The organism is Acidithrix sp. C25, assembly GCF_904848545.2.
This window is the reverse complement of sequence record NZ_CAJHCI020000001.1, coordinates 213,981-236,240: the sequence shown is the minus strand read 5'-3', so window position 1 is coordinate 236,240 and position 22,260 is coordinate 213,981. Positions and strand designations below refer to the sequence as shown.

Sequence of the window (22,260 nt, the reverse complement as noted above, 5' to 3'; positions counted from 1 at the left end):
AGCGCATTACAAACGTCCGCATTTACAAATCAGAAAGCCAAAATTTCAAATGATAAAGTTCTGATTCCTTATCGATTCAAGTAAAAATGACAAATATCGCTTTGAAATCTCATTAGTAAGGTTCAAAGTCGAACAGAACCCTCAAAAATTCATAAGCTCAACTATCTAGAAATGCGCCATGCTTTAGCCTAGGTCGTTCAACAGCACCGAACCTGGCACTGCTCCAAAGGCTACCGTTCCATTTTGAGAGATGAACGCAGAGCCAAAGTTCAACGTGATCAGATATCCGCTACCCAACGAAGTCGTCTTAGGAACCCCTATTGCCTTTAGCATTGCCAAGGCTTTAGATGTTGAAGTACCAGTGGACGAAGCTGAGCCAGCGGGCCCACTCAAAACAACTACCTCAGAAAAGCCACTGCCGATAACCCTATGGGTTAGAGAAGGCGCTTTAGTACCAGGAGCTGTTGAAGAGATCATCGGGGGATGTGTCATACTTGTACCACCAAGAACTGTCGTCTTAAGAGTCGTGCCCGGTGCTGGCGAATAACTAAAGACGGAACTTGCCGGCTTTTGATAAGAAAGCGACTGATACGCCAAAGAAAAGACCGTCGAAGAAGAGGACGAATCGATATAGACACCCAAGGTATCCCCGGTAGTGGCATCGATTGAGAATCTTACATCTTTTATCAACGAATTTGGATCATTGCTATGAACGGTCAAAGTGTAGGTAGCTTGACCTGCAACGTATGACGAACTATCTACCGAAGTGGTGGATCCTGCAGGCAAAGAAGCGAGAATTTTGGAGGCAATAGCTGCTGGAGTGACCACATTTGATTTGGCAAGAGCCGAAGTTGGAGAGGTCGGTTGGCTTTGTCCGCTAACGATCTTGGTCGCACTATTGTTGGTCGAGTTGTAGAGCCATGTCACGCCATTAGTCGAATATAGATCCGACTCTCCAGTTGCATTTGGGATTTGAACCCTCAAGCTTCCAGTTCCATTAACCCAGTAGTTCGCCGACACCGAGGAGGTGAGCGCTTGGGTCAAAAGCGTGGTAAGTGGATTCGAAGACGCCTTGCCACCTAAAGCTGATATCGCTTGGGAAGGGATCCCGCTATTGCCAGTCTCAATTATCGAGCCCGAATAGATAGGTGCCTTTGCACTAAGTGCCTTGGTGATCAAGGCTGATGCGCTAATCGGAGAAAGGTTGGGTACAGATGCAGAGACTACACCGGGATAAAAACCAGCTACTGCTACTACTCCGACTCCCAAAACTGAAGGTATAGCCAGACGAGAGATGTAACGCCGTCGATTTCGATCTCGAAAGGAGCTATTGGCCTTTGAGCCATCATTTGTAGTATTGCCGGTATTCAAATTCATCTTGAAACCATCCATTTCGTCTCTTGTATATCGTTTAACGCAAAATCACTGTTTTATATTCATTTTATTACATCAGAAATATTAACTTTGGCTGAATGTTTGATGACTCTCAGTTCATAGAGCCCAGCTTGACCTACCTCACAGAATAGACAACTACCGCTCCAATGACCAACCTTTCCTTGTCAACCAATTTAAGCTTCTAGATGGCGGGGAGCATGACCGAAACGACGATCCTATGATTGAAAATTAGAAATGCTGGATTAGGGATTGCAAGCCTTCAAGTGGTCTCGCCAAGTAACTACAGAAAACACTCAATTTCACCAAAGATTAGACCAAACAAGACAACATGCAATGCGACATGTTTTCAAAGTAAACTTGGACTTGATCTGGGAAAATCCACAACCAAAGTCATCAAATTCGAGAATAGGTACACGCGAGATCTCGATGTTCTAGATCAAGTGACCCGCATCTTCCAGGTCCGTCCCGTCTTTCAGGGCCAACTAACCAAATGGTCGCAGCCTTACGTGATCTCTCATAGGCACAGAGTGATTCGTTATAGCGAAAAAACACCAGCCTTGGGGCGATCACACAGAGTGCTCAAGGCGAAATAAAGCAGTACCTCATCTTCTAGCGTCGTCATCTAATCGGCACTTACCAAACGCCTAACTAACTAGTTTGTACTAACCATGTCGTAATTACCCAGAATCTACCCGGCAGCAGGACTGGTTCCAGGCAATGGCAAGATTTGGCATCCAGATCCACAATCTCCAGATCGATACTCTATTGCGCAAGCTAACCTTGGATTCAAGACTTCCTAATCACCATTCCAAGGTCTTCAGATTCAAAAGTCCACAAGAGACGGTTCGCTGACACTATCATGACAAATTGATTGTTAGAGAAAGGAAATGAAAAGATCGATCTCGCATTTGATAGATTCAAGAATCGAATAAGGCCAACAGGCCCATCTGCCTCAACATCCGATCAGCGATCATAAATCACACCAATACTCTTGCGCCTTTGCAACCACCGTGACCCGATGGGATGCCCTACCCAAGTCAACACACCGAGAAGATTCATGCGTCGTCTAGTTGGCCAATTGGCACTCTAGATCTCTAGCTACTTGAGGCTACGCTCAAATTGATGAGCTGGATAGCAAAAGATAAGCAAGGTCGAGACGCCAGCAATACAACTTGGGAGCCACTCTCGCGCAGATAATGAGAATGTACTCTGGTCCTAATAGGCAAATATGATCATCCGCCTATAGCCCAGCTGAACTAAATTGCCTAAATCTCTAAGACGCCTGAGAGAAAAACAACCAACAATGGACTCTCTGGCACTTGCATAATGGCCAACTTTATGGCATAATTAAAAGTTCTAGGTTTTATGCCAGCTGAAGTAGCCGCAACAGATTCGGAGAGTGCATCGGTTCAATCGTTAGATAAATAGTATCGTTTACGAAATTAGTCGCTAATAAAGTTTGTTCCATAAAACAGGTGAAACTAAGGATACGGTGGTCGCGCATCTGCTACTTTAGGTCAACCAGATTGTCCAAACAGTTAAAGGCGGCACTTCGATTATGACGAACTCATTTGTAGAACTTAGTTTCATTCCAATGAAAATGCGGCCAAATTTTGGCAAAATCTACGAGACGTCAAGCAAAGGCGATAAAACGTCGAAGTGAAATTTGGCGCAAAGTTTGTGTACGTGACATAGCTACATTAAGATAGAATGTAGCGTTCAAAATTTATTAAGGCATTTAAAATTATGACGAAGACGACAGTGACGACACGCAAGAAAGTTGAGAAGGAAAAAGTAGACCCGGCATTAAAGGCTCCTCGCAAGAGGCGATCGAAAAATGACGCAGCGACGGTTGATGCGATATTAAATATCTCAGGTTTAGGCGCAGATGCAGTACGTCTTTTCCTAGATGATTTAGCACGTCACCCTCTACCCTCTCCAGCAGAACAAGTGGAACTAGCTAAGCGCGTACGTGCCGGAGATGAGACGGCTAAGTCTGAGATGGTGGCCGCAAACCTTCGCCTAGTAGTCCACTGGGCACGCCGATATCAAGATCGCGGAGTCGAACTCTCAGACCTAATTCAAGAAGGCACCTTCGGACTGATTCGTGCTGTCGAAAAATTTGACTGGAGAAGAGGCTTCAAATTCTCTACCTATGCCACCTGGTGGGTTAGGCAATCCCTGCAGCGTGCAGTTCATAACCACGGCCAAGCCATTCGCCTTCCAATGGAGGCCGCAGAGAGATCACGTCGAGTTGATAATGTAACTCGAGAGCTGCAAAATGAGAACCAACGTAATCCAACGGAATTAGAGATAGCAAAGAGTGCGAATCTTTCACCTGCCCAATTGGCAGATGTGAGGCATGCAGCTAGAGTTGTAGCCTCTCTTGATCAAGCAGTTGGCCCCGAAGGAGAGACAAGCCTCGGCGACCTGGTAATCGGTAGCGAAAACACGTTTGAGGATGAGGTAGACGAAGCGCTCACGCGCGATCAACTTCGAAAGGCACTCGAAGAGCTAGATCCCCTAGAGCGTGCCGTAGTTATTCTGCGATTCGGCCTTGATGGCAACAGACCTGCTTCATTAGAAGCGACTGCCAAACATCTTGGAATTGGACCTCGACGAGCGCGTCGTCTCGAAGCCGCGGCTTTAGATCGACTCGCTGAGCATCCCGGCCTCAAAGCTCCAGCTGCTTAAGATAATCAGACAAAAAATTCTAAAACACCACTACCGATGGCATTCTACTTAGTTGCGGAGTCTCATTAGCAGTGGTGTTTTATTTTATGGATCCATACTTTATTTATCTCTGCTTTATCTAGCTTTACCGGCGAAAATTGCGCCAATTCACCAATTGCAAAAATCATCTGGGACAAAATTCAAAGGTCGCTACAATGCCAGATGAAACAGTCAACCCCACGGGTCCTTCAAAGATCCCAGGCCGAGGAGCTAGCCGAGGCGTTAGCCATAGATGATGGCGTAGATCGAGGTGACAAAAGTACTACCTAAACTCAAGAATAATAGAGTAATTAAGGTCCGATTATCCCCGACAAAGATGATCTGAGATCTCCAAGGTCAATGCTCCCCGCCAAAAAAGGATTAGTCCAACTTAGATCTATTACCGATGGCTCTGGCTGATCAAATTAGCGCAATCGAGCCATATAATCGGATGAATGCCAGTTCGAAACGACAAGATCCAGATCAATGTGAAATCAACATCTATGGACGCAGAACTTTTTAGCGATCCTTCATGGGACCCCTCGATCAAGCGCCCTGGAGTGGTTCTAATCCATGAGATCTTTGGACTAAACGAAGATATCCGAAGGATTGCGGGAGAGATCGTCGCTGAGGGATACGTCGTACTTGCGGTAGATCTCTTTTCAAACCAGACTAAGGCCATATGCATGGCTCGGATCTTCTCTAAAATGCTGACAAGCTCGACAGACCATTTCGCCATCGACCAATTGAAGCAAGCCTTGACCGACCTAGCCAAGCTTGAATATGTAGATGAAGCCCGCCTTGGCGCGGTTGGCTTTTGCCTTGGTGGATCCTTGGCGCTGGCATGGTCCACATCGGACAACAGACTTAGGGCGATAGCCCCGTTCTACAGCTTCAATCCAAGGCCAAAAGAGGCGCTTAGCCGCGCTTGTCCGATAGTAGGATCCTTCCCCGCTTCAGATGTAACTGCCAAGTCTGGGCGTGCACTGGAGGCGACTTTGGCGCAATATGAAATTGCACACGATATCAAGATCTATCAAGGGGCCAAACACTCCTTTTTCAACTCGCCATCCTCCAAGAACTACAACGCACAAGCTACTGAGGATTCTTGGTCACGGCTACTGGTCTTCTTCGCCCAACACTTAGCTTCTAAAACAAACGAGTAATTGAGACGAAGGCGCACTAGGCTTCCACCAGTCCACAACTTTCAGACGGTCCCGACAACTTGTTGCGGTCCTTGATTTATTTTAGGTGATACCCCTTGGGCTGCCCAAGCGATGGTGAAATTCCAAGATGCTCAAATTCAGTCGCCCTGAAGAAGGCGAGCTGTAGCAACGGGCCACTTTGTAGATCTCTCATATCCGATAAAACAATTTAACCATTGTGCAACGAGGCTTTAACTATTTAAAGATAGATTCATCTCCAGATAGTTAGGGTCTTAAAAAAACTATATAAAGGGCAACCCAACCATGAAAAAACCAAAAGTCATACGGACAATTACACTCTCACTCTCACTCGGTGCTTTGATTGGCGCAATCGACTCTCCGCTAAACATCTCTAAGGTCTCTACCCCGGTTTCATATTCAACGCCTGGAATGGTCGGCTTTGGAGCCGTGCCTTCGGCGCCAATGCCCCAAATCACGCCAACCTCGGTCGTAATTGGAGCAGCGACAACCCATAGCGGCGCTGGAGAGTGGTACGCAACTGCAAATGGACAGGTAATTACGACCGGCGATGCCAATAGTTACGGCGATCTCTCACAGACCGCTTTGAATTCGCCTATAATCGCATTTGTGCCAACTCCAGATCAGAGAGGTTACTGGATGGCGGCCTCAGATGGAGCAGTCTATGCCTTTGGTGACGCCAAGAACTACGGCGATCTCTCACAGACCAAACTAAATGGACCAATAGTCGCCATGCTTTCGACACCGTCAGGCGGAGGATACTGGCTAGTAGCAACCGATGGAGGGGTCTTTACCTTTGGTGATGCCCGCTTTTATGGCTCCATGGGAGGGCAACATCTAAATGCTGCCGTAGTAGGAGCCGGCGCGACTCCATCAGGACTCGGTTACTGGCTTGCTGCAAGCGATGGAGGGGTCTTTACCTTTGGGGATGCTCCATTTTATGGCTCCATGGGCGGACAGAGTCTAAATGCTCAGGTTATGGCTATGGCCCCTACCTCTGATGGCAAAGGCTATTGGTTGGTGGCCAACGATGGAGGGGTCTTTACCTTTGGGGATGCCCGCTTTTATGGCTCACTTGGATCAGCTCTACCTAATACACCAATCAGTTCGATCATTCCTTCTCCAAACAATCTCGGCTACTGGCTACTGTCACCTGACTCCTTCAAATACAGCTTTTCCACCATCGCAAATGAAAGAACCTTCAGTAACTCTTCCGCAATCGTGGCAGCAGCTCAATCTCAAGTAGGACCAGTCACTAGTGGAGGATTTTGCAACCCTTATGGACCTTGTGAAGAGTGGTGCGCCTTATTTAGCTCCTGGGTCTGGAATCGAGGTGGCGTACCCAGCGTGTCAGATGGCTTTACTGGCGACCTCTATAATTGGGCTGCCACCCACACGAATGTTATTAGCGGCACCTCCACGCCAGCCGCTGGAGACATAGCATTCTACGGAACAAGTCCAGCCAATACCGCAACGTCGGTCCACGCTGGCGTTGTTGTCCAAGTATGGCCCGATGGATCTATTATTACCGTAGAAGGCGACTCAGGGCCAGGCCCGGATGGATACCTTGGAGTCACGATCAATGGTCCATTTCAAGCTGGTCGTTCCACAGAGGTGAATGGCGACCCTATCTATGGCTATGGCGAGCCCCAATAACCTCAGACATAAGACTATAAAGAGTTGAAAGACGCATCAAAGGGTCGCAGATGACCGGTTAGTGCATTTGCCATCCTCCACTGAATCTCAGCCACGGATATATATATATACATACTTATCAAGTTTCGTAAGCAAGAGCCATTTTGGAATCAGATTCGCGGAGTAGCGGATGTGGAGACGCAAACACACATGTATTGAGAAGTCGCTCTACCAAGGACATTTCAAAGTGCCTTCGGTTGAATCGGTATGCGAATTCCTCGAGGTAAAGTTGCTTATGTTCCTCACGTCCGTGGTATGTTCCGTCGATAAATTTCTTGCAGTTCCCTATCAGGATGTTGAGCCATTTGAATGTTACATGTGCTTGTTCGTCTTTGGATAGAGTGATCGAATGCGCTAGTCCAAGGTCTCGAGCACATACCCCGTAACTTGGGTTACCATCACTTATCAGCTTGGTATCGGAATCTAAACGTCTCACAAAAACATCTTTGGGTGATTTAGCAGTGGTATCTTTGATTACTTCCATGAAGCAATGAGTAGGAGCACCATTGCTAATCGACACTCCAATTAGGACATTGGTTTGTTTTGTTCCCTTTCCTCTTCTGCCTTCGCCATGGCTCTCACCACCTAAAAAGAACTCATCTACCTGGACGTTTCCTCCAAGTTTATATAAACCATTTCGGTCAGCCATTGCTTTTCGTAGCTTATTTAGCATCAACCAGCCAGTCGAATAAGATACTTGAACGAATTTAGCAATGGTAGTAGCCGAAAGACCACGCTTGTCGTTGGACAATAGATAGATAGCGGAGAACCACTTGGATAAAGAGATATGGCTTCGATGGAAGATGGTTCCGGAGGTAACGCTAGTTTGACGGTGACAAGATTTACATTGAAAAAGTGGAGCTCGAGATGCTGCATTTCTTCGATGGTTTGGCCTGATTAAGGTAAACTGGTCAGAGTCACACTTTGGGCATCTAAATCCCTCTTTCCACCGCAATTTGATCAAATGATCTTCACATGCTTCCTCTGAAGCGAAGCGTACCATAAAGCCTGAGATATCCACCATGCCTCCTTAATCGAACATCTGTTCTACTAAAGATTAGCTCCAATCTGGTCTCGGTGGAGGCGAAACTTACGAAACTTGATAAGTATGTATATATATATCAAAAAAAACCAACTGTCAACGGCCATTTGGAATGGATGAATATGAACACGAAAAATACATATCGGATGACCGCCTAGCGTGACGGCCTAGCGTGACGGCCTAGCGTGACGGCCTAGCGTGACGGCCCACTCTCGGTTCCCCTGGACCCTAGAGTGGGCACGCAAAATCCCTCTGGCTATCACTTCTTGAGAAAAAAAAGAATGAAGGCCATTATCTCGCGCCATTATGGATTTACACACGGTCCTAATGCCGAGGCTGGGCCCCAAATAAAAGATAACAAAGAATCCATGGAAATCATTGAAGCTTTGGTTGGTTTTGGATATAAAACTAAACCTTCGCAAGTTGGTTGGGGTTTTCCCAATGACCGCCCGAGAAGTTTTCAGGGCAATCTGGCCGAGCATCGTAAATGTTGCTTTATCCATCTTGGCACTTGAGAAGGACAGCTGATCACGATGGTCTCCCGTAAAGCAAGAATCTGGCCCTCACCGGCTAATGGCGATACTTTTAACGCAAAAGATAACAGTATCGTTTACTTCTGACACCTTCAGTGTTATACAACTTCTTGACTAGAAAGTTGGCATACTGTGTTACAATCCTAGAAATCCGTGTTCATAACTTCAAATTTAGGGTTCAAGAAGTTCTGCACGTTTCATTCAATTCTTGCAAACACCCAAAAGTTGTTATCGCAGGAACAACAGATCGGTTTTAGGGTCTTGCTGACCCACATTAGTGTTAGGAGCGTCATTTTTACTCATTATAGATCTGAGTCAGCTAACTTTTTTAATTGATAACTCTCGGTTAGACCATATATGAATCGACTAAAACCGTTACATTCACATGATACCCTAGAATCGGCTGAAAAAAAGACTGAAATATAGTAGAAATGGCGAAAGTAGTAGAGGTAGCCAAGTAGCCAAGTAGCCAAGTAGCCAGGTAGCCAGGTAGCCAGGTAGCCAGGTAGCCAGGTAGCCAGGTAGCCAGGTGCATATTAGAAAAGCAAGGCGAAATGCCCGCACTTCCTTTGGTATCCGCATTTTTTAAGACACCAAAGAAAGTTAATCAGACGAAAAATCAGTTGGTCCGAATATTTCGGCGAGGTAGTCCAAAAATTATGGAATCAACGTTCAAAGATAACAGAGAAGTCATCCAAGGGCCCAAAAAAAACGAGCGACTTAAATGCCATTCTCCCCTATGGCAAGGGTGGGAAGAGACCAATATCTAGACCTCTACGAGTCCCCTTGGTCAATGCAATAAACTTAAGTAGCAACTGGAACCCTCTAGAATCTACTTTACAAGTCACAAAAAGCCGACTAATATGGTCAACAATATATATTGTAAGTCATGACCTCAAATTACAAGGGCTTTGAAACCCGCCAAATTCATGCTGGAGCAACGTCAGATCCAACAACAGGAGCACGTGCCGTTCCGATCTATCAGACCACGTCTTATGAATTTAGAGACTCCGATCACGCCGCTGCGCTCTTTGGACTGACAGAAGTCGGCAATATCTACACGCGAATCATGAACCCAACACAGGCAGTTATGGAGGAGCGCATAGCCAGCCTCGAAGGTGGCGTAGCCGCATTAGCAACCTCTTCGGGACAAGCAGCTGAAACCTTGGCTATCTTGAACTTGGCCGGTGCTAACGACCACATAGTAGCCTCATCGTCACTATATGGTGGCACCTACTCCCTGTTTCGTTACACCTTCGAAAAGCTAGGCATCTCGGTAAGCTTTGTATCCAATCCTGACGATCTCAAGGAGTGGGAAGCTCTAATTCAGCCAAACACCAAAGCACTCTATGGCGAAATGATCGGCAACCCACGCGGTGATGTCCTTGACGTCCCTGGAATAGCCGGCGTAGCACATCGGAATTCTTTGCCACTGATCGTCGACAACACACTTGCCTCACCATACCTAGCCCGTCCACTAGAGCATGGAGCCGACATCGTAGTTCACTCGGCAACTAAATTCATTGGCGGCCACGGCACCTCTGTCGCTGGCGTCATCGTCGATGGCGGAACATTCAACTTCGGTGAGAGCCCACGTCACCCTGGATTTTCCGAGCCAGACCCATCCTATCATGGCCTCAAATTCTGGGAGGCACTAGGTCCAGGCGCCTATGCAGCTAAAGCTCGCCTCCAAGGCCTTCGAGACCTCGGGGCAGCTATCTCTCCATTCAATGCATTTCTAATCATCCAAGGCCTTGAGACCCTTTCGCTGCGAATGGAACGACATGTTCAAAATGCACAGGCAGTTGCAGAGTTCCTAGAGTCGCGATCAGAGGTAGGCTGGGTCAACTATCCAGGCCTAAAGTCCTCAAAGTGGAACGCACGAGCAAGCCAACTTCTACCTCGTGGGGCAGGAGCAGTCCTAAGCTTTGGGATAGAAGGCGGCCTAAAAGCCGGAAAGACATTCGTAGACTCGCTTGAACTTCACACAAACCTTGCTAACGTAGGAGATGTGCGTTCACTCGTTATACATCCGGCATCGACAACACATTCGCAACTAACTCCCCAGGAACAACTGGCCTCGGGCGTAAGTGAGGATCTGATTCGTATCTCAGTCGGACTAGAGAGTATTGACGATATCATCGCCGACCTTGAAGCCGGATTCCGGGCTGCAAAGTAGAAGTGGCTGACCATGGCGAACCGACCGAGCTGCACGGTCTCATAAGCAGGCAAATTCATTTACCTGAATCTGATCCCGGTCACAAGCGGTTCGCCACCCTATTTTCTGACACTCCCCTCCACCTCGAATACGGAGGGGAGCTCAGGGGTACTATTGTCGCCTATGAGACATGGGGAGAGCTAAAGGCTGACAAGTCAAATGCGATTCTTGTTTTACATGCCTTAACTGGTGACTCTCATGCCGTAGGAAATGCGGGTCCAGGTCATCCTACACCGGGTTGGTGGGATGGCCAGATAGGACCAGGCATGGCTATTGATACCAACCGCTACTACGTGGTCTGCCCAAATGTTCTTGGCGGATGCCAAGGAACTACTGGCCCATCCTCAATCGATTCTTCCTCCATGTTGCCCTTTGGCTCACGCTTTCCCAAAATTACAATTCGTGACCAAGCAAGGCTCGAAATAGAACTCTCACGTTACCTTGGAATTGAGAGATGGCAGGCGGTCATCGGGGGCTCCATGGGAGGGATGAGGGCACTTGAACACGCCGTCTTAGAGCCCGATTCAACTGAAAGATTGATAGTACTAGCTACAACCGCATCGGCATCCGCCGAGCAGATTGCCCTTTGCTCAATCCAAATCGAAGCTATCGAATTAGACTCTAACTTTCATGGCGGCGACTATTACAGCGTGGGTGACGGCCAAGGACCAACCGCAGGGATGATGATCGCTAGAAAATTGGCGATGTTGAGTTATCGAAGCGATTTAGAATTTGGCGATCGGTTTGGTCGCACATTGGTAAAAGGCAAGGAACCTCTAGACCCACGTGCATTTGAGGTTGAAAGCTACCTCCATTACCACGGTGAGAAGCTCAATCGACGCTTCGACCCAAATACCTATATAGCCCTGTCACGAGCTATGAACAGCCACGATCTTGGACGTGATCGTGGGGGTGTAGACCGAGCATTGGGTCAAATCAAAGCCCGGACTTTCGTGGCTGGCATCGAATCGGATCGCCTCTATCCCCTCTATCAACAAAAAGAGATTGCCAGCTCCATAAGGGCAACCGAATCATTTGTCGGTATCGAATCATCCTATGGACACGATGGTTTTCTGATTGAAGAGAGCGCAGTCGCCACTTTCATAAACAAGGCGCTGGCCTAGTTCAATCCATCCTGGCCTAGTTCAATCTTTTAGGAAGATCCCCCTGGATAGTTTTTAGAAATGACAAATCTCATCTCGATTCGCCCATAACTCAATCTCTAATGAAAATCCAGAGTCGACCACACACCCATCTTCAACCAGTGAGGCCTTCGAACGCTCCAAAGTTGGAGCCATTTTGGTCTAGCGTTTCCAAAAAAGGCGCGCTCGACTCTTAGAAAGATCGTTACTAGCTGCATCGCTAATAGTTGTATGGTTATTAGACATAGAGCTACTGGGCCAAAGCCTAACTAGCAAAACCAACCGGGCAAAGCTCCATGGTAGATCCTTAGGTCGATCTAGAAGTGCTCTGGGAGTAAATAGAACACGCTCACCTTAACCACTAAGGAGTGCCATTGAGGAAGATCCCTCAATTGAAATAGTCGATTGTCCCTTCGACAATGGTCATTTGACTGATCAGTTCCTGCAAATCGAGAGGTGCTGGAGCACTAAATCGAACTTCCTCATTAGTTCGAGGATGCAAAAAACTCAGTTCGTAGGCGTGTAAAAAGACTCGAGGGCCAAAGTCGTACTTTGATCCATAGACCACATCCCCCACGATCGGAAATCCATGAGAAGATAGGTGAACCCGAATCTGATGGGTCCGCCCAGTCTCCAGCGAACAGTCCACCAAAGAGTAGATCTCATCACCTAGGCTTAGGATGGCCAAACGGCTATAGTGAGTCCGTGCCCACTTACCTTGGGCACTAACAGACATGATTCCAAAACCACGAGTTGACTTTCCAATTGGCCCTTCCAAAAGTGCACTCGGAGGTAGTATTACTCCGTGTACCAGGGCCAGATAACGGCGTTCAACGCTGTGGTTGCTGAGTTGACCAACGAGCAGGTCATAGGCTAAAGCCGAACGAGCCACCACCATCAACCCTGTTGTGGGACGATCAAGGCGATGCACAATTCCTGGCCGCAAAGGAGAACCTATACCAACAATCTCTGGATATCTAAATAACAATCCAGAGGCGAGAGTCCCTGAGGGATTTCCAACTCCAGGATGGACAACTAAGTTAGCAGGCTTATCGATAACTATGATGTCCTCATCTGCATAGATCACATCGAAGTCAACGCTCCCATCAGCCTCAATAGGGATATCCTCGACGCCCTCTAGTAATGTGGCTGGAAAGGTAATTACGTTGGCGCTAGAAAGCTTTGTAGAGCGAGACGTTGCCAACTTGCCGTCGATTCCAACTTGACCGTTGTCAATAGTTGAACCCGCGAGCGCCCTTGAGCAACCCGTAAGGGTCGACAACGCCCGATCAAGCCTCAGTCCTACACACGACTCCGGCACATCATAAGATACCAAGGTGTCGTCGTCACTAGGTTCATCGATTCGGATCACATTGCTCAAATTTACCTGCAGTCTTCTAGTCCGAACTTCTTTCTACTTCGAACAAAAAAGTTGAAGCAGAAACAGTACCTATTAGCCTAGCGACCTTAACGATTTGATGACGATGATGCCTGTCGCTGACGAGAACCAACCATAATAACAATCAGTCCCACCACTACACCCATATCAGCCAGGTTGAACGTCGGCCAAAATCCTGAATGGATAAAGTCAATTACCGCGCCCCCATTGTGACGAAAGAGGCGATCCACCACATTGCCCAAGGCACCCCCCAAGACGAGGCCAATTCCTAGGGCAATCGTCCTACGTGAAGTACGCCATAGGGCGAAGATTAAGCCTGCTGATACGATAAGGCCAAAGATAGTGATGATTGCCGAAGAGCCCGAGGCGATGCCAAAAGCAAACCCAGAGTTATAGATCAACTCGAAGCCAACATGTCCAAATAAGAAACGAGGATGACCCATTAAATTACTCTGAGCCCAGGTCTTTGATATCTGATCTAGAACTATCCAGATTCCCGCGACAAGCAATCCAAGAAATCGGAGCCTCAAAAGTCGAGCCGTCAATAATCTTCCTTTACAAAAAGTCAAAGGGTCTATCTGAGTCTTCAAGGCAGGAAGATAAACCCGCCTCTTCATCTTTAGGTAGGCACCTACCAAAAGATGATAGCTAGGATCAACGCCTTATTATCGATCCACTCTTGCAGTGAACACAAAGTCGCGCATACGGCAGAGCCCTTAGACGAATTCTCGGAATCTCACTATGGCAGTTCTCACACTTACCATAGGCGGCCTTAGCAATCTTTTCAATCGCCTCGTCAATCTCAGAGACCGTTGCCATATGCGAGGCAAGCAACGCTAGATCGCGCTCACGCTCCATAGTCGAATTGCCACCTTCACCAGACTCTTCATCGAATTGAACGTCGCCGGGCTCGGACTCTCTTGCTAAGGTTGCAGCCTCTTCTTTGAACATCTCAGCCTGGGTGAGATAGACCGACTTCTCTGCCTCAAGGAGAATTACTTGAGCTGCTATGAAATCTTCGTGGCTCAAAGAATCATACTCGTCGTCGCTAAGAGCATCGATCTCTTGTTTGGTCAATGTTGCCATCACAGCCTCCTGATTGCCTTTGACATCTCCTCGGTCGTCCATTATTGAATCGGCCGATATGGCGTTACTTTTTATACCTGCGGGTCGTTTATTCATTGGTGAAACTACCTTAGCAACATTCTTTTTTTCTGTCATCAACCTTCAAATCTTGTAAACCTAAGATCACATTCGCCGTTAGAGATCAAACGACGAGCCTTTCAAACTTATGCCCGTATACAGATTGAGTCAATTTTTCGAGATCGACTCATAATCGACTGACACAATATCTGCAAACTTCCAATTGGCTGCTAAATCGACGATGGCAAAACAAAGAAATCATGCGAATTAGCCTCTGGATGCTGGAGTTAACCATCCACCTTCAAACCATTACGAAGACAAAATACCTTATCACTTTTCTAGTGCTCTAATGTTTTCGAAGATTATACACTATCCGAGAATTACCTAGGCCCTGTAGCTCACCGCCAGCTTGTATCCCAATCGCATTGCTCTAGACGGATTCGATTGCCACTAAAACCGCCTAATTTGGTTAAATGGCCTTTAATCACCCAAACGAGAACAACGATAAAACGCAATATCCAAAGTTGACCCCTGGATTACGTCTTCCACAAATTGAAGAATCGATTCTCGACTTCTGGAAGATAGACGACACATTTAAAGCGTCGATAGAAAATCGTCGCCAAGGTGACAAAGAGTTCGTCTTTTATGACGGCCCCCCATTTGCCAATGGCCTCCCACATTACGGCCATCTATTGACCGGATTCGTAAAAGATGCTGTCCCACGATATCAGACGATGAAAGGGTTTCGAGTCGAGAGGCGCTTCGGATGGGACTGCCACGGTCTGCCCGCAGAGATGGCGACAGAAAAAGAGCTGGGAGTCACCGGACGAAATGAAGTCATCAACTTTGGAATAGACAAGTTCAATGACCATTGTCGAGGTCTAGTTCAGCGCACTACTGACGAGTGGCATCGATACGTCAGTAGGCAAGCACGATGGGTCGATTTCGTAAACGACTACAAGACGATGGATATCGACTTTATGGAATCGGTGATTTGGGCATTCGCAAAACTTCATCGCCAAGGACTGATATATGAAGGCAGAAGAGTTCTGCCTTACTGCTGGGAGTGTGAAACCCCTCTATCCAACTTTGAAACTCGACAGGACGACTCCTATCGACCCAGAGTCGATCCTTCGGTTACTGTTGGTTTTCGCCTCATAGAGGATGCAAATGAGACCAATCCCCTTCTTAGTGGAGAGATCGAGATTTGGGCGTGGACGACGACGCCCTGGACCCTGCCGTCCAATCTTGGAATAGCACTGGGCTCTGAGATCTCCTACAGCGTCTTTGACCACCCCCTAAGGGGTCGTAAGGTCCTTCTGGCAGCCGCTTGCGCCTCAAACTATGCCCAAGAGCTTGAAGGAGCAACCTACCTAGGTGAAGTTCTGGGCCGTGAAGTCGAAGGGCGCAGATTCAAGCCGATCTTTGACTACTTTAGCGATGCTCCCAATGCATTCTTAGTAATGGTCGGAGACTTTGTAGCCACAGAAGAAGGTACTGGCGCAGTCCAAATGGCTCCTGGCTTTGGCGAGGATGACCAGAAGTTGTGTGAGAGTTACGGAATCGAAGTCGTCTGCCCAGTCGACTCAAGAGCTCGATTCATAGATCCGGTCGTGGACTATGTAGGACTTCAGGTCTTTGAAGCAAACCCAGAGATCGTAAAATACCTAACCGAACACCAATTCTTGATCTCCCTTTTGAACTATGAACACTCCTACCCGCACTGCTGGCGTACCGATACCCCACTTATATACAAGGCTGAAAGCTCATGGTTCGTAAGCGTTTCAGCCATCAAAGATCGCCTGCTCGCCAAAAATCAAATGATCAACTGGACGCCAAGCCACATAAAAGATGGATCGTTCGGGAAGTGGCTCGAAGGATCGCGAGACTGGACGCTCACGCGAAATCGATTCTGGGGTGCTCCGATTCCAATCTGGAAGAGCGACAACCCCCAATACCCCCGTGTCGACGTCTATGGCTCATTGGATGAACTTGAGGCAGACTTTGGAGTTAGGCCCAAGGATCTTCATAGGCCCTATATAGATGAGCTTACGCGACCAAACCCAGACGATCCCAGCGGACAATCCAAAATGGTCCGAGTTACTGACGTTCTAGATTGTTGGTTTGAATCTGGGTCAATGCCATATGCGCAATTGCACTATCCCTTTGAAAATCGCGAAAACTTCGAAGAACACTTCCCTGCTGACTTTATTGTGGAATACATTGGCCAAACTAGGGGCTGGTTCTACACCCTCCATGTCCTTGGCGTTGCCCTTTTTGATCGACCGCCATTTAAAAACTGTATGGCCCACGGCATCCTATTGGGACAAGATGGACGAAAGCTCTCAAAGAGATTGGGCAACTACCCCGACCCATGGGAAGTCTTCGAAGAAATTGGCGCCGATGCCATGCGTTGGTTCCTTCTGTCGTCACCGGTTCTAAGGGGACAAGACGCTATTGTCGATCGCGAATCGATAGTTGACGCTCTAAAGCGAGTCATAAACCCAATCTGGAACGCTTATTACTTCCTAAGCCTCTATGGCAACGCAGATGGAATCAAAGGTACCCTAGATTCCTCGTCCACGAATCTAATCGATAGATATATCCTCGCAAAGACGTCGGCATTGATTGAGTCCACTACCAATGCTCTCGATGAATACGACCTATACGGTGCTGCAACTGGGATAGAAGACTACCTAGAGGCTCTTACGAACTGGTATATCCGTCGCTCAAGAGATCGGTTCTGGCGCGAGACTCCTAAAAAGGTCACCGACGACCAAGATAAGTTAGATGCATACAATACCCTCCACACCGCCTTGGTCTACCTATGCAAAATAGTGGCGCCAATGCTTCCTATGGTCTCGGAATATGTCTATAAAGGTCTCACAGATGAGAGAAGTGTTCACCTAGTTGACTGGCCCACAACACAAGGACTACCCTTAGATAACGACCTAGTTTCGCAGATGGATCTAGTGCGTGAAGCCTGTTCGCAGGCCCACTCGATTAGAAAAGCACGAGGGCTCAGGGCCCGCCTCCCTCTAGCCAGCCTGACGATAGCCACTAAAGGCGCCCTTAGTCTGACACCATTTATCGACCTAATCGCCTCAGAGACCAACGTAAAAGAGGTGATACTCCTCGAAGATACGTCCGTCTTAGCTAAAGAGACCCTTGCGATAGTACCCCGCAAGCTAGGACCTCGCCTTGGTGGAGCAACTCAAACGGTAATTGACGCGGCAAAAACAAACAACTGGATAAAAACACCGGAGGGAATGGTCACAGCTGGTGGCTATGAGCTTCTAGAAGGCGAATTCCAACTCACAGTGGATGTGATCTCAAAAGAGGCGTCTCGGCCCCTCTTTGAACAGACCGGGGTAGTGGTACTTGACATTGAGCCCGGAGAAGAATTGATCGCTGAAGGTGTAGCCCGAGACTTCGTTCGCCAGGTTCAAAATCTTCGAAAAGAAGCTGATCTAAACATAACAGACCGCATTAATATTACGGTATCCGTAAGGGAAGATGCTAACTTAATTGGAGCACTAAGAAAGTGGATCGACTACATCCTTACTCAAACCTTAGCAGATTCGCTCTCTATGGATGAAGCAAGTACATCCAGCGAAAACTGGACAATTGAGGTAGAAAAGGCCTAGCCCAGGAAGAACCAAGACCAGGAGTTGTAGCAAATTAACTGCTTACAAAGAACCATGATTGTCGACCATATTCAATTGCCGCGGTAAAGGCATTAATTACAGATAGCTATTGCTTACAGCTACCAGTACAACTATCTATGAGGGCGATTTAGAATAATAATTCGCCCTCATAGATCTTTTTACTTCGCACATAATAGATAGCACTGAGCACACAACTATCTGGTTATAGTAGCCGCAATAAGATGAAATCCCTAGTCGGGTAGGCATGCTAGCCGATGAATCCATTGACAATACGACCGGAAGTTCTATCGCTACCTAGTGCTAAATATAGCCAAATCGAATATCTCAAGATCCGATGAATTCGACCAAATAGCTAGATCGCCCTTATAAGACGTCATCAACAATCCTCGTAAGGGCGATCTTAAAAGGACCAATATTCGACATATCTCCACTTATTAGAATCGACATTACAAGTTTTTAGCAGTTTCTAAGAATGCAACTCCAGCTCAAAAAGACCAGTTTAACTGATCCCTTCGGACGCTTAATGGGTGATTTAATGAGAAGTAGATCTCGATTCAATTGAGTCAGTCTAGGGCCATCCTGAAACCTATAGATCCCGAAATGACCGATCATTCAATTCCAACACCTGGCTTATTTAGCGGAATTGATCCCATCGAACCATAAAACGTTGCATCTCCAAAAGAGAAGATGCCTCCATCGGCTGCAACTAACCAATAGCCTTTTCCATCAGGTGTGGAGGCGATTCCAACTATTGGTTGGTTTAGATTATGGTTAGCCAGTGAACCATAAAACGTTGCATCTCCAAAAGAGAAGATGCCTCCATCGGCTGCAACTAACCAATAGCCTTTTCCATCAGGTGTGGAGGCGATTCCAACTATTGGTTGGTTTAGATTATGGTTAGCCAGTGAACCATAAAACGTTGCATCTCCAAAAGAGAAGATGCCTCCATCGGCTGCAACTAACCAATAGCCTTTCCCATCAGGTGTGGAGGCGATTCCAACTATTGGTTGGTTTAGATTATGGTTAGCCAGTGAACCATAAAACGTTGCATCTCCAAAAGAGAAGATGCCTCCATCGGCTGCAACTAACCAATAGCCTTTTCCATCAGGTGTGGAGGCGATTCCAACTATTGGTTGGTTTAGATTATGGTTAGCCAGTGAACCATAAAACGTTGCATCTCCAAAAGAGAAGATGCCTCCATCGGCTGCAACTAACCAATAGCCTTTTCCATCAGGTGTGGAGGCGATTCCAACTATTGGTTGGTTTAGATGGCTATTAGCCAACGAGCCGTAGAATGCCGCTGATCCGTAGTCAAAGACTCCCCCGTCTCCAGCTGTGAATCTATATCCCTCCGAGATCGCAGATGGAGATAGAGCCGGGGTCAAAGTGGACGGAGATAGCGCCGAAGTTGTAGCCGAAAGCTCATTTGAGCTTTGAGAGAAGCCCGCTTGGTTAAGTGCCTTTACGTAAAAATAATACGTTGTTGCTTCTTTTAGGTTTGTTATCACATAGGAAGTTCCCACAATCGGAGATGAATTGACCGCGACGGCTGACTCCGATCCCGCAGAGGTACCTTCGTAGATGTAATATCCACTCACCACGGAGCCACCGTCGTTAGCTGGAGGATTCCAATTAAGACTTACAGATGCTGGCGACGAGCTAGGAGATGGCGCTGTCGGCGAGCCCAACGAGGAGGTAGCTGAAGTTAGAGTTGGGGGAGTTGGCACTGTTATGGCAGCAACTATTGGTTGGTATTGAAATGAACCTATAGAACAATAACTAGATCCACCAGTTGGACGAGGAAATCCTCGCTGATCACTTGAAGGTATCACAGCACCGCTTGGAACAAAGCTAGTTGAAGTTGCAGGCGGACCACAAAGTCCACTTGAAACCGGCACAACATCATAAGCAGGCGAACCTGGCACAATGGCCATCGTTAGAGTTGGTCCAGAGTTATCGACCAGAGATCCAAGGTTGGGAGCAGTGGTACTTAGCGAAAATGTCGAGGTAAATCCACATGAGCTATCGCTTGAAAGGTTGTAGCCGAAGTCAAAAAAACTACTAGTCGCACTTTTTTCAGCACAGTTGGCCGTAATTGCAGCAGTTGCGGGCGGTGATCCAGTGGTGGACGCTGCACCGGAGGTGGAATTAGCGAGAATATCCCCAGCAAGTGTGGTTTTTGCAGCGGATGAATCATAGATTGCTCCACCTCCTCTAGTTGGGGCGCTGTTACCAGAGAAGGTCGAATTCGTTACAGTTGCTGAATTGTCATTATAGAATCCGCCGCCCGACTTCTTTGCCAAATTACCGGAGAATGTCGTATTCGTCAGGGTAACCGAACCCGCATTATAGAATCCGCCGCCAGACTTCTTTGCCAAATTACCGGAGAATGTCGTATTCGTCAGGGTAACCGAACCCGCATTATAGAATCCGCCGCCAGACCAGGCACTATTATTAGAGATTTCGTCATCATTCAATTGGCCGCCAACATAACTGAATATTCCACCCCCAAGGCCATGACCTCCCTTGGCGCTATTGTTCTCTATCTGATCCATAGATGACTTAAAAGTGCCAAACCAGTTGCAGATAGCCCCGCCGTAACCAGATTTACCACCGCCGTTTTTACCAACACGATTATTCGATATAATGTCGTAACTAGAGTTCACTGTGCCTTTGAGGATATAGATTCCACCGCCTTGTCCCCGTGCACCGGAGACATTATGGGTGATTGAATCGTTGGACAGACTAATTTTGGCCGAACTCGAACCATTTATGGCCAATCCACCACCACCGCTGAGCGCCCCTGGTGTTGCGTTGTAGCTAAATATATCATTGGTTGCAACCAGGCTCTTACTGCCAGAAAAATAGAGTCCGCCACCCTCGCCATCTTGTCCGCGAGCATGGTTGTGTGAGATCTTATCGCCTATAAGTTTTGCCTTTCCATCGATAGAAATTCCACCTCCCAAACCGCCCTTGGAGGATTTGGCTCGATTGTAGGAAATCACATCATTTTTCGCCAGTAATATACCCGATGCGCCACTGTAGATTCCACCGCCACCGAGAGAGCTATGTAAAGCCACATTGTGCGAGATAGTGTCATTGAAAAGAGTTAGATTACCTTTGTTGTAGATTCCCCCACCGCCATTGTGAGACGGATGAGTCTTGTGGATACCATTGCCATATTGAATGGTCAAACCCGATATTGAAACAGTCGTATTCTTTTTTATTCTAAACACAGGGCCTAGAACCCTTTTATTCTTTGCAGTTCCACCTACAAAAGTTGTCGAGGAACCCGCCCCAAGAATCTTTATATCTTTACCTATGACGATAGTTCCACTTGCTGATGTATTATAGTTCCCTGCCAAAACATCGATAGTATCATCGGCATTGGACTGCGCTATTGCGTATGCAATAGTCAAACATGGAGATGCGAAAGTACAACCACCGTTATCAGTTCCACTCGTAGATACGTACCTTGTGATAGAAGAAGAACCAGCATAAGCTGGTCCAGGTCCGGCTATCAAAATCCCAACCATGCCAAAAAGACAAACGATTGACAGCGCTATATCTCGCGTACGCCTCAAACCTCGAGTACCCAAAAGGGACCACATTCTTCTATTGTTACCATACCTATTGGCACGATGCTCATTGGCACTATCGGATGACAATACTTTGAAGGGCCAAAGACGTAAGTTGCAACTATTAAACATATCTGGTGCGACCCTTCATTTAAATACACAATCCCAGAGGTAACTTCTAAAAACTTCAAGAGCAGTATTTGATTCCCCAACAAATAACCACGCTATCACATGCTACGCATAAACCTGGCGGATAAGCTGTCCTTAAATACGTAAATCAAAATTCCATAATAAGGATCAAGGCGAGCCCATCGACCTATTCAAAACCATCTACTTCTAAGCATCTTTTGGGCTCGGCAAAAAATTCAAAGTTCAATATATAAAAAACAAAGATCGTCACCCTTGGTAGTCACTCGAAAATACCACGGCTCACCAGATCTCTTTTAACTACACTTTGACTCATGCCCGCCACAAACCAGTCGAGTGTGAATCAGAGTGGCTATTCATAGTCCTCCACATCGGTCTTGGTGACCTCAGTGTCTCAAAAATGA

The 22,260-nt window shown here is 47.1% G+C and carries 13 protein-coding genes; 7 read left to right on the top strand and 6 right to left on the bottom strand.

Annotation, left to right across the window (positions count from 1 at the left end):
* Window positions 1–183: 183 nt before the first annotated feature.
* A complete protein-coding gene (locus ACIDITHRIX25_RS87570; RefSeq protein ID WP_152625762.1) occupies window positions 184–1,377 on the bottom strand; it encodes a hypothetical protein in 1,194 nt (397 codons plus the stop codon).
* A gap of 1,764 nt (window positions 1,378–3,141) precedes the next feature.
* On the opposite strand from ACIDITHRIX25_RS87570, the gene ACIDITHRIX25_RS87565 reads away from it, so the two are divergent.
* The 3 genes from ACIDITHRIX25_RS87565 (at window position 3,142) to ACIDITHRIX25_RS87555 (ending at window position 6,947) form a co-directional block, all read left to right on the top strand.
* Window positions 3,142–4,089 carry a sigma-70 family RNA polymerase sigma factor gene (locus tag ACIDITHRIX25_RS87565; protein WP_052603950.1) on the top strand — a complete coding sequence of 316 codons (948 nt, stop codon included), beginning with the start codon at window positions 3,142–3,144 and terminating at the stop codon, window positions 4,087–4,089.
* 521 nt (window positions 4,090–4,610) lie between these two features.
* Window positions 4,611–5,273, top strand: a complete 663-nt coding sequence (locus ACIDITHRIX25_RS87560; protein WP_152625770.1) for a dienelactone hydrolase family protein — start codon at window positions 4,611–4,613, stop codon at window positions 5,271–5,273.
* Window positions 5,274–5,576: 303 nt separating this feature from the next.
* Window positions 5,577–6,947: a CHAP domain-containing protein gene (locus ACIDITHRIX25_RS87555; protein WP_201732272.1), complete on the top strand. Its 1,371-nt coding sequence runs from the start codon at window positions 5,577–5,579 to the stop codon at window positions 6,945–6,947.
* A 118-nt stretch (window positions 6,948–7,065) separates the two neighbouring features.
* On the opposite strand, the gene ACIDITHRIX25_RS87550 is transcribed toward ACIDITHRIX25_RS87555, so the two are convergent.
* The gene (locus ACIDITHRIX25_RS87550) at window positions 7,066–8,007 is read right to left on the bottom strand and encodes an IS1595-like element ISAxf1 family transposase (protein WP_201732933.1); all 942 of its coding nucleotides are present in this window, start codon (window positions 8,005–8,007) and stop codon (window positions 7,066–7,068) included.
* A gap of 254 nt (window positions 8,008–8,261) precedes the next feature.
* Here ACIDITHRIX25_RS87550 and ACIDITHRIX25_RS87545 point away from each other — a divergent pair, with 254 nt between their 5' ends.
* From ACIDITHRIX25_RS87545 to metX, 3 genes are all read left to right on the top strand, one after another.
* Window positions 8,262–8,543 (top strand): hypothetical protein, encoded by a 282-nt coding sequence (locus tag ACIDITHRIX25_RS87545; protein WP_201732271.1) that lies wholly within the window; start codon window positions 8,262–8,264, stop codon window positions 8,541–8,543.
* 907 nt (window positions 8,544–9,450) lie between these two features.
* Window positions 9,451–10,740 carry a bifunctional o-acetylhomoserine/o-acetylserine sulfhydrylase gene (locus ACIDITHRIX25_RS87540; protein WP_052603944.1) on the top strand — a complete coding sequence of 430 codons (1,290 nt, stop codon included), beginning with the start codon at window positions 9,451–9,453 and terminating at the stop codon, window positions 10,738–10,740.
* 29 nt (window positions 10,741–10,769) lie between these two features.
* Window positions 10,770–11,903: a homoserine O-acetyltransferase MetX gene (metX, locus tag ACIDITHRIX25_RS87535; RefSeq protein ID WP_052603987.1), complete on the top strand. Its 1,134-nt coding sequence runs from the start codon at window positions 10,770–10,772 to the stop codon at window positions 11,901–11,903.
* 406 nt (window positions 11,904–12,309) lie between these two features.
* Here the strand turns inward: metX and ACIDITHRIX25_RS87530 are convergent, their stop codons facing one another.
* The 3 genes from ACIDITHRIX25_RS87530 to ACIDITHRIX25_RS87520 form a co-directional block, all read right to left on the bottom strand.
* Window positions 12,310–13,293: an RluA family pseudouridine synthase gene (locus ACIDITHRIX25_RS87530; protein WP_235347493.1), complete on the bottom strand. Its 984-nt coding sequence runs from the start codon at window positions 13,291–13,293 to the stop codon at window positions 12,310–12,312.
* A 95-nt stretch (window positions 13,294–13,388) separates the two neighbouring features.
* Window positions 13,389–13,937, bottom strand: coding sequence for a signal peptidase II (locus ACIDITHRIX25_RS87525; RefSeq protein ID WP_213333386.1), 549 nt, complete (start codon window positions 13,935–13,937; stop codon window positions 13,389–13,391).
* A gap of 37 nt (window positions 13,938–13,974) precedes the next feature.
* Window positions 13,975–14,541: a TraR/DksA family transcriptional regulator gene (locus ACIDITHRIX25_RS87520; protein ID WP_201732269.1), complete on the bottom strand. Its 567-nt coding sequence runs from the start codon at window positions 14,539–14,541 to the stop codon at window positions 13,975–13,977.
* 395 nt (window positions 14,542–14,936) lie between these two features.
* On the opposite strand from ACIDITHRIX25_RS87520, the gene ileS reads away from it, so the two are divergent.
* Window positions 14,937–18,110 carry an isoleucine--tRNA ligase gene (gene ileS / locus ACIDITHRIX25_RS87515; protein WP_201732268.1) on the top strand — a complete coding sequence of 1,058 codons (3,174 nt, stop codon included), beginning with the start codon at window positions 14,937–14,939 and terminating at the stop codon, window positions 18,108–18,110.
* 629 nt (window positions 18,111–18,739) lie between these two features.
* On the opposite strand, the gene ACIDITHRIX25_RS87510 is transcribed toward ileS, so the two are convergent.
* A complete protein-coding gene (locus ACIDITHRIX25_RS87510; protein ID WP_213333385.1) occupies window positions 18,740–21,841 on the bottom strand; it encodes a fibronectin type III domain-containing protein in 3,102 nt (1,033 codons plus the stop codon).
* Between the last annotated feature and the right edge of the window lie 419 nt (window positions 21,842–22,260).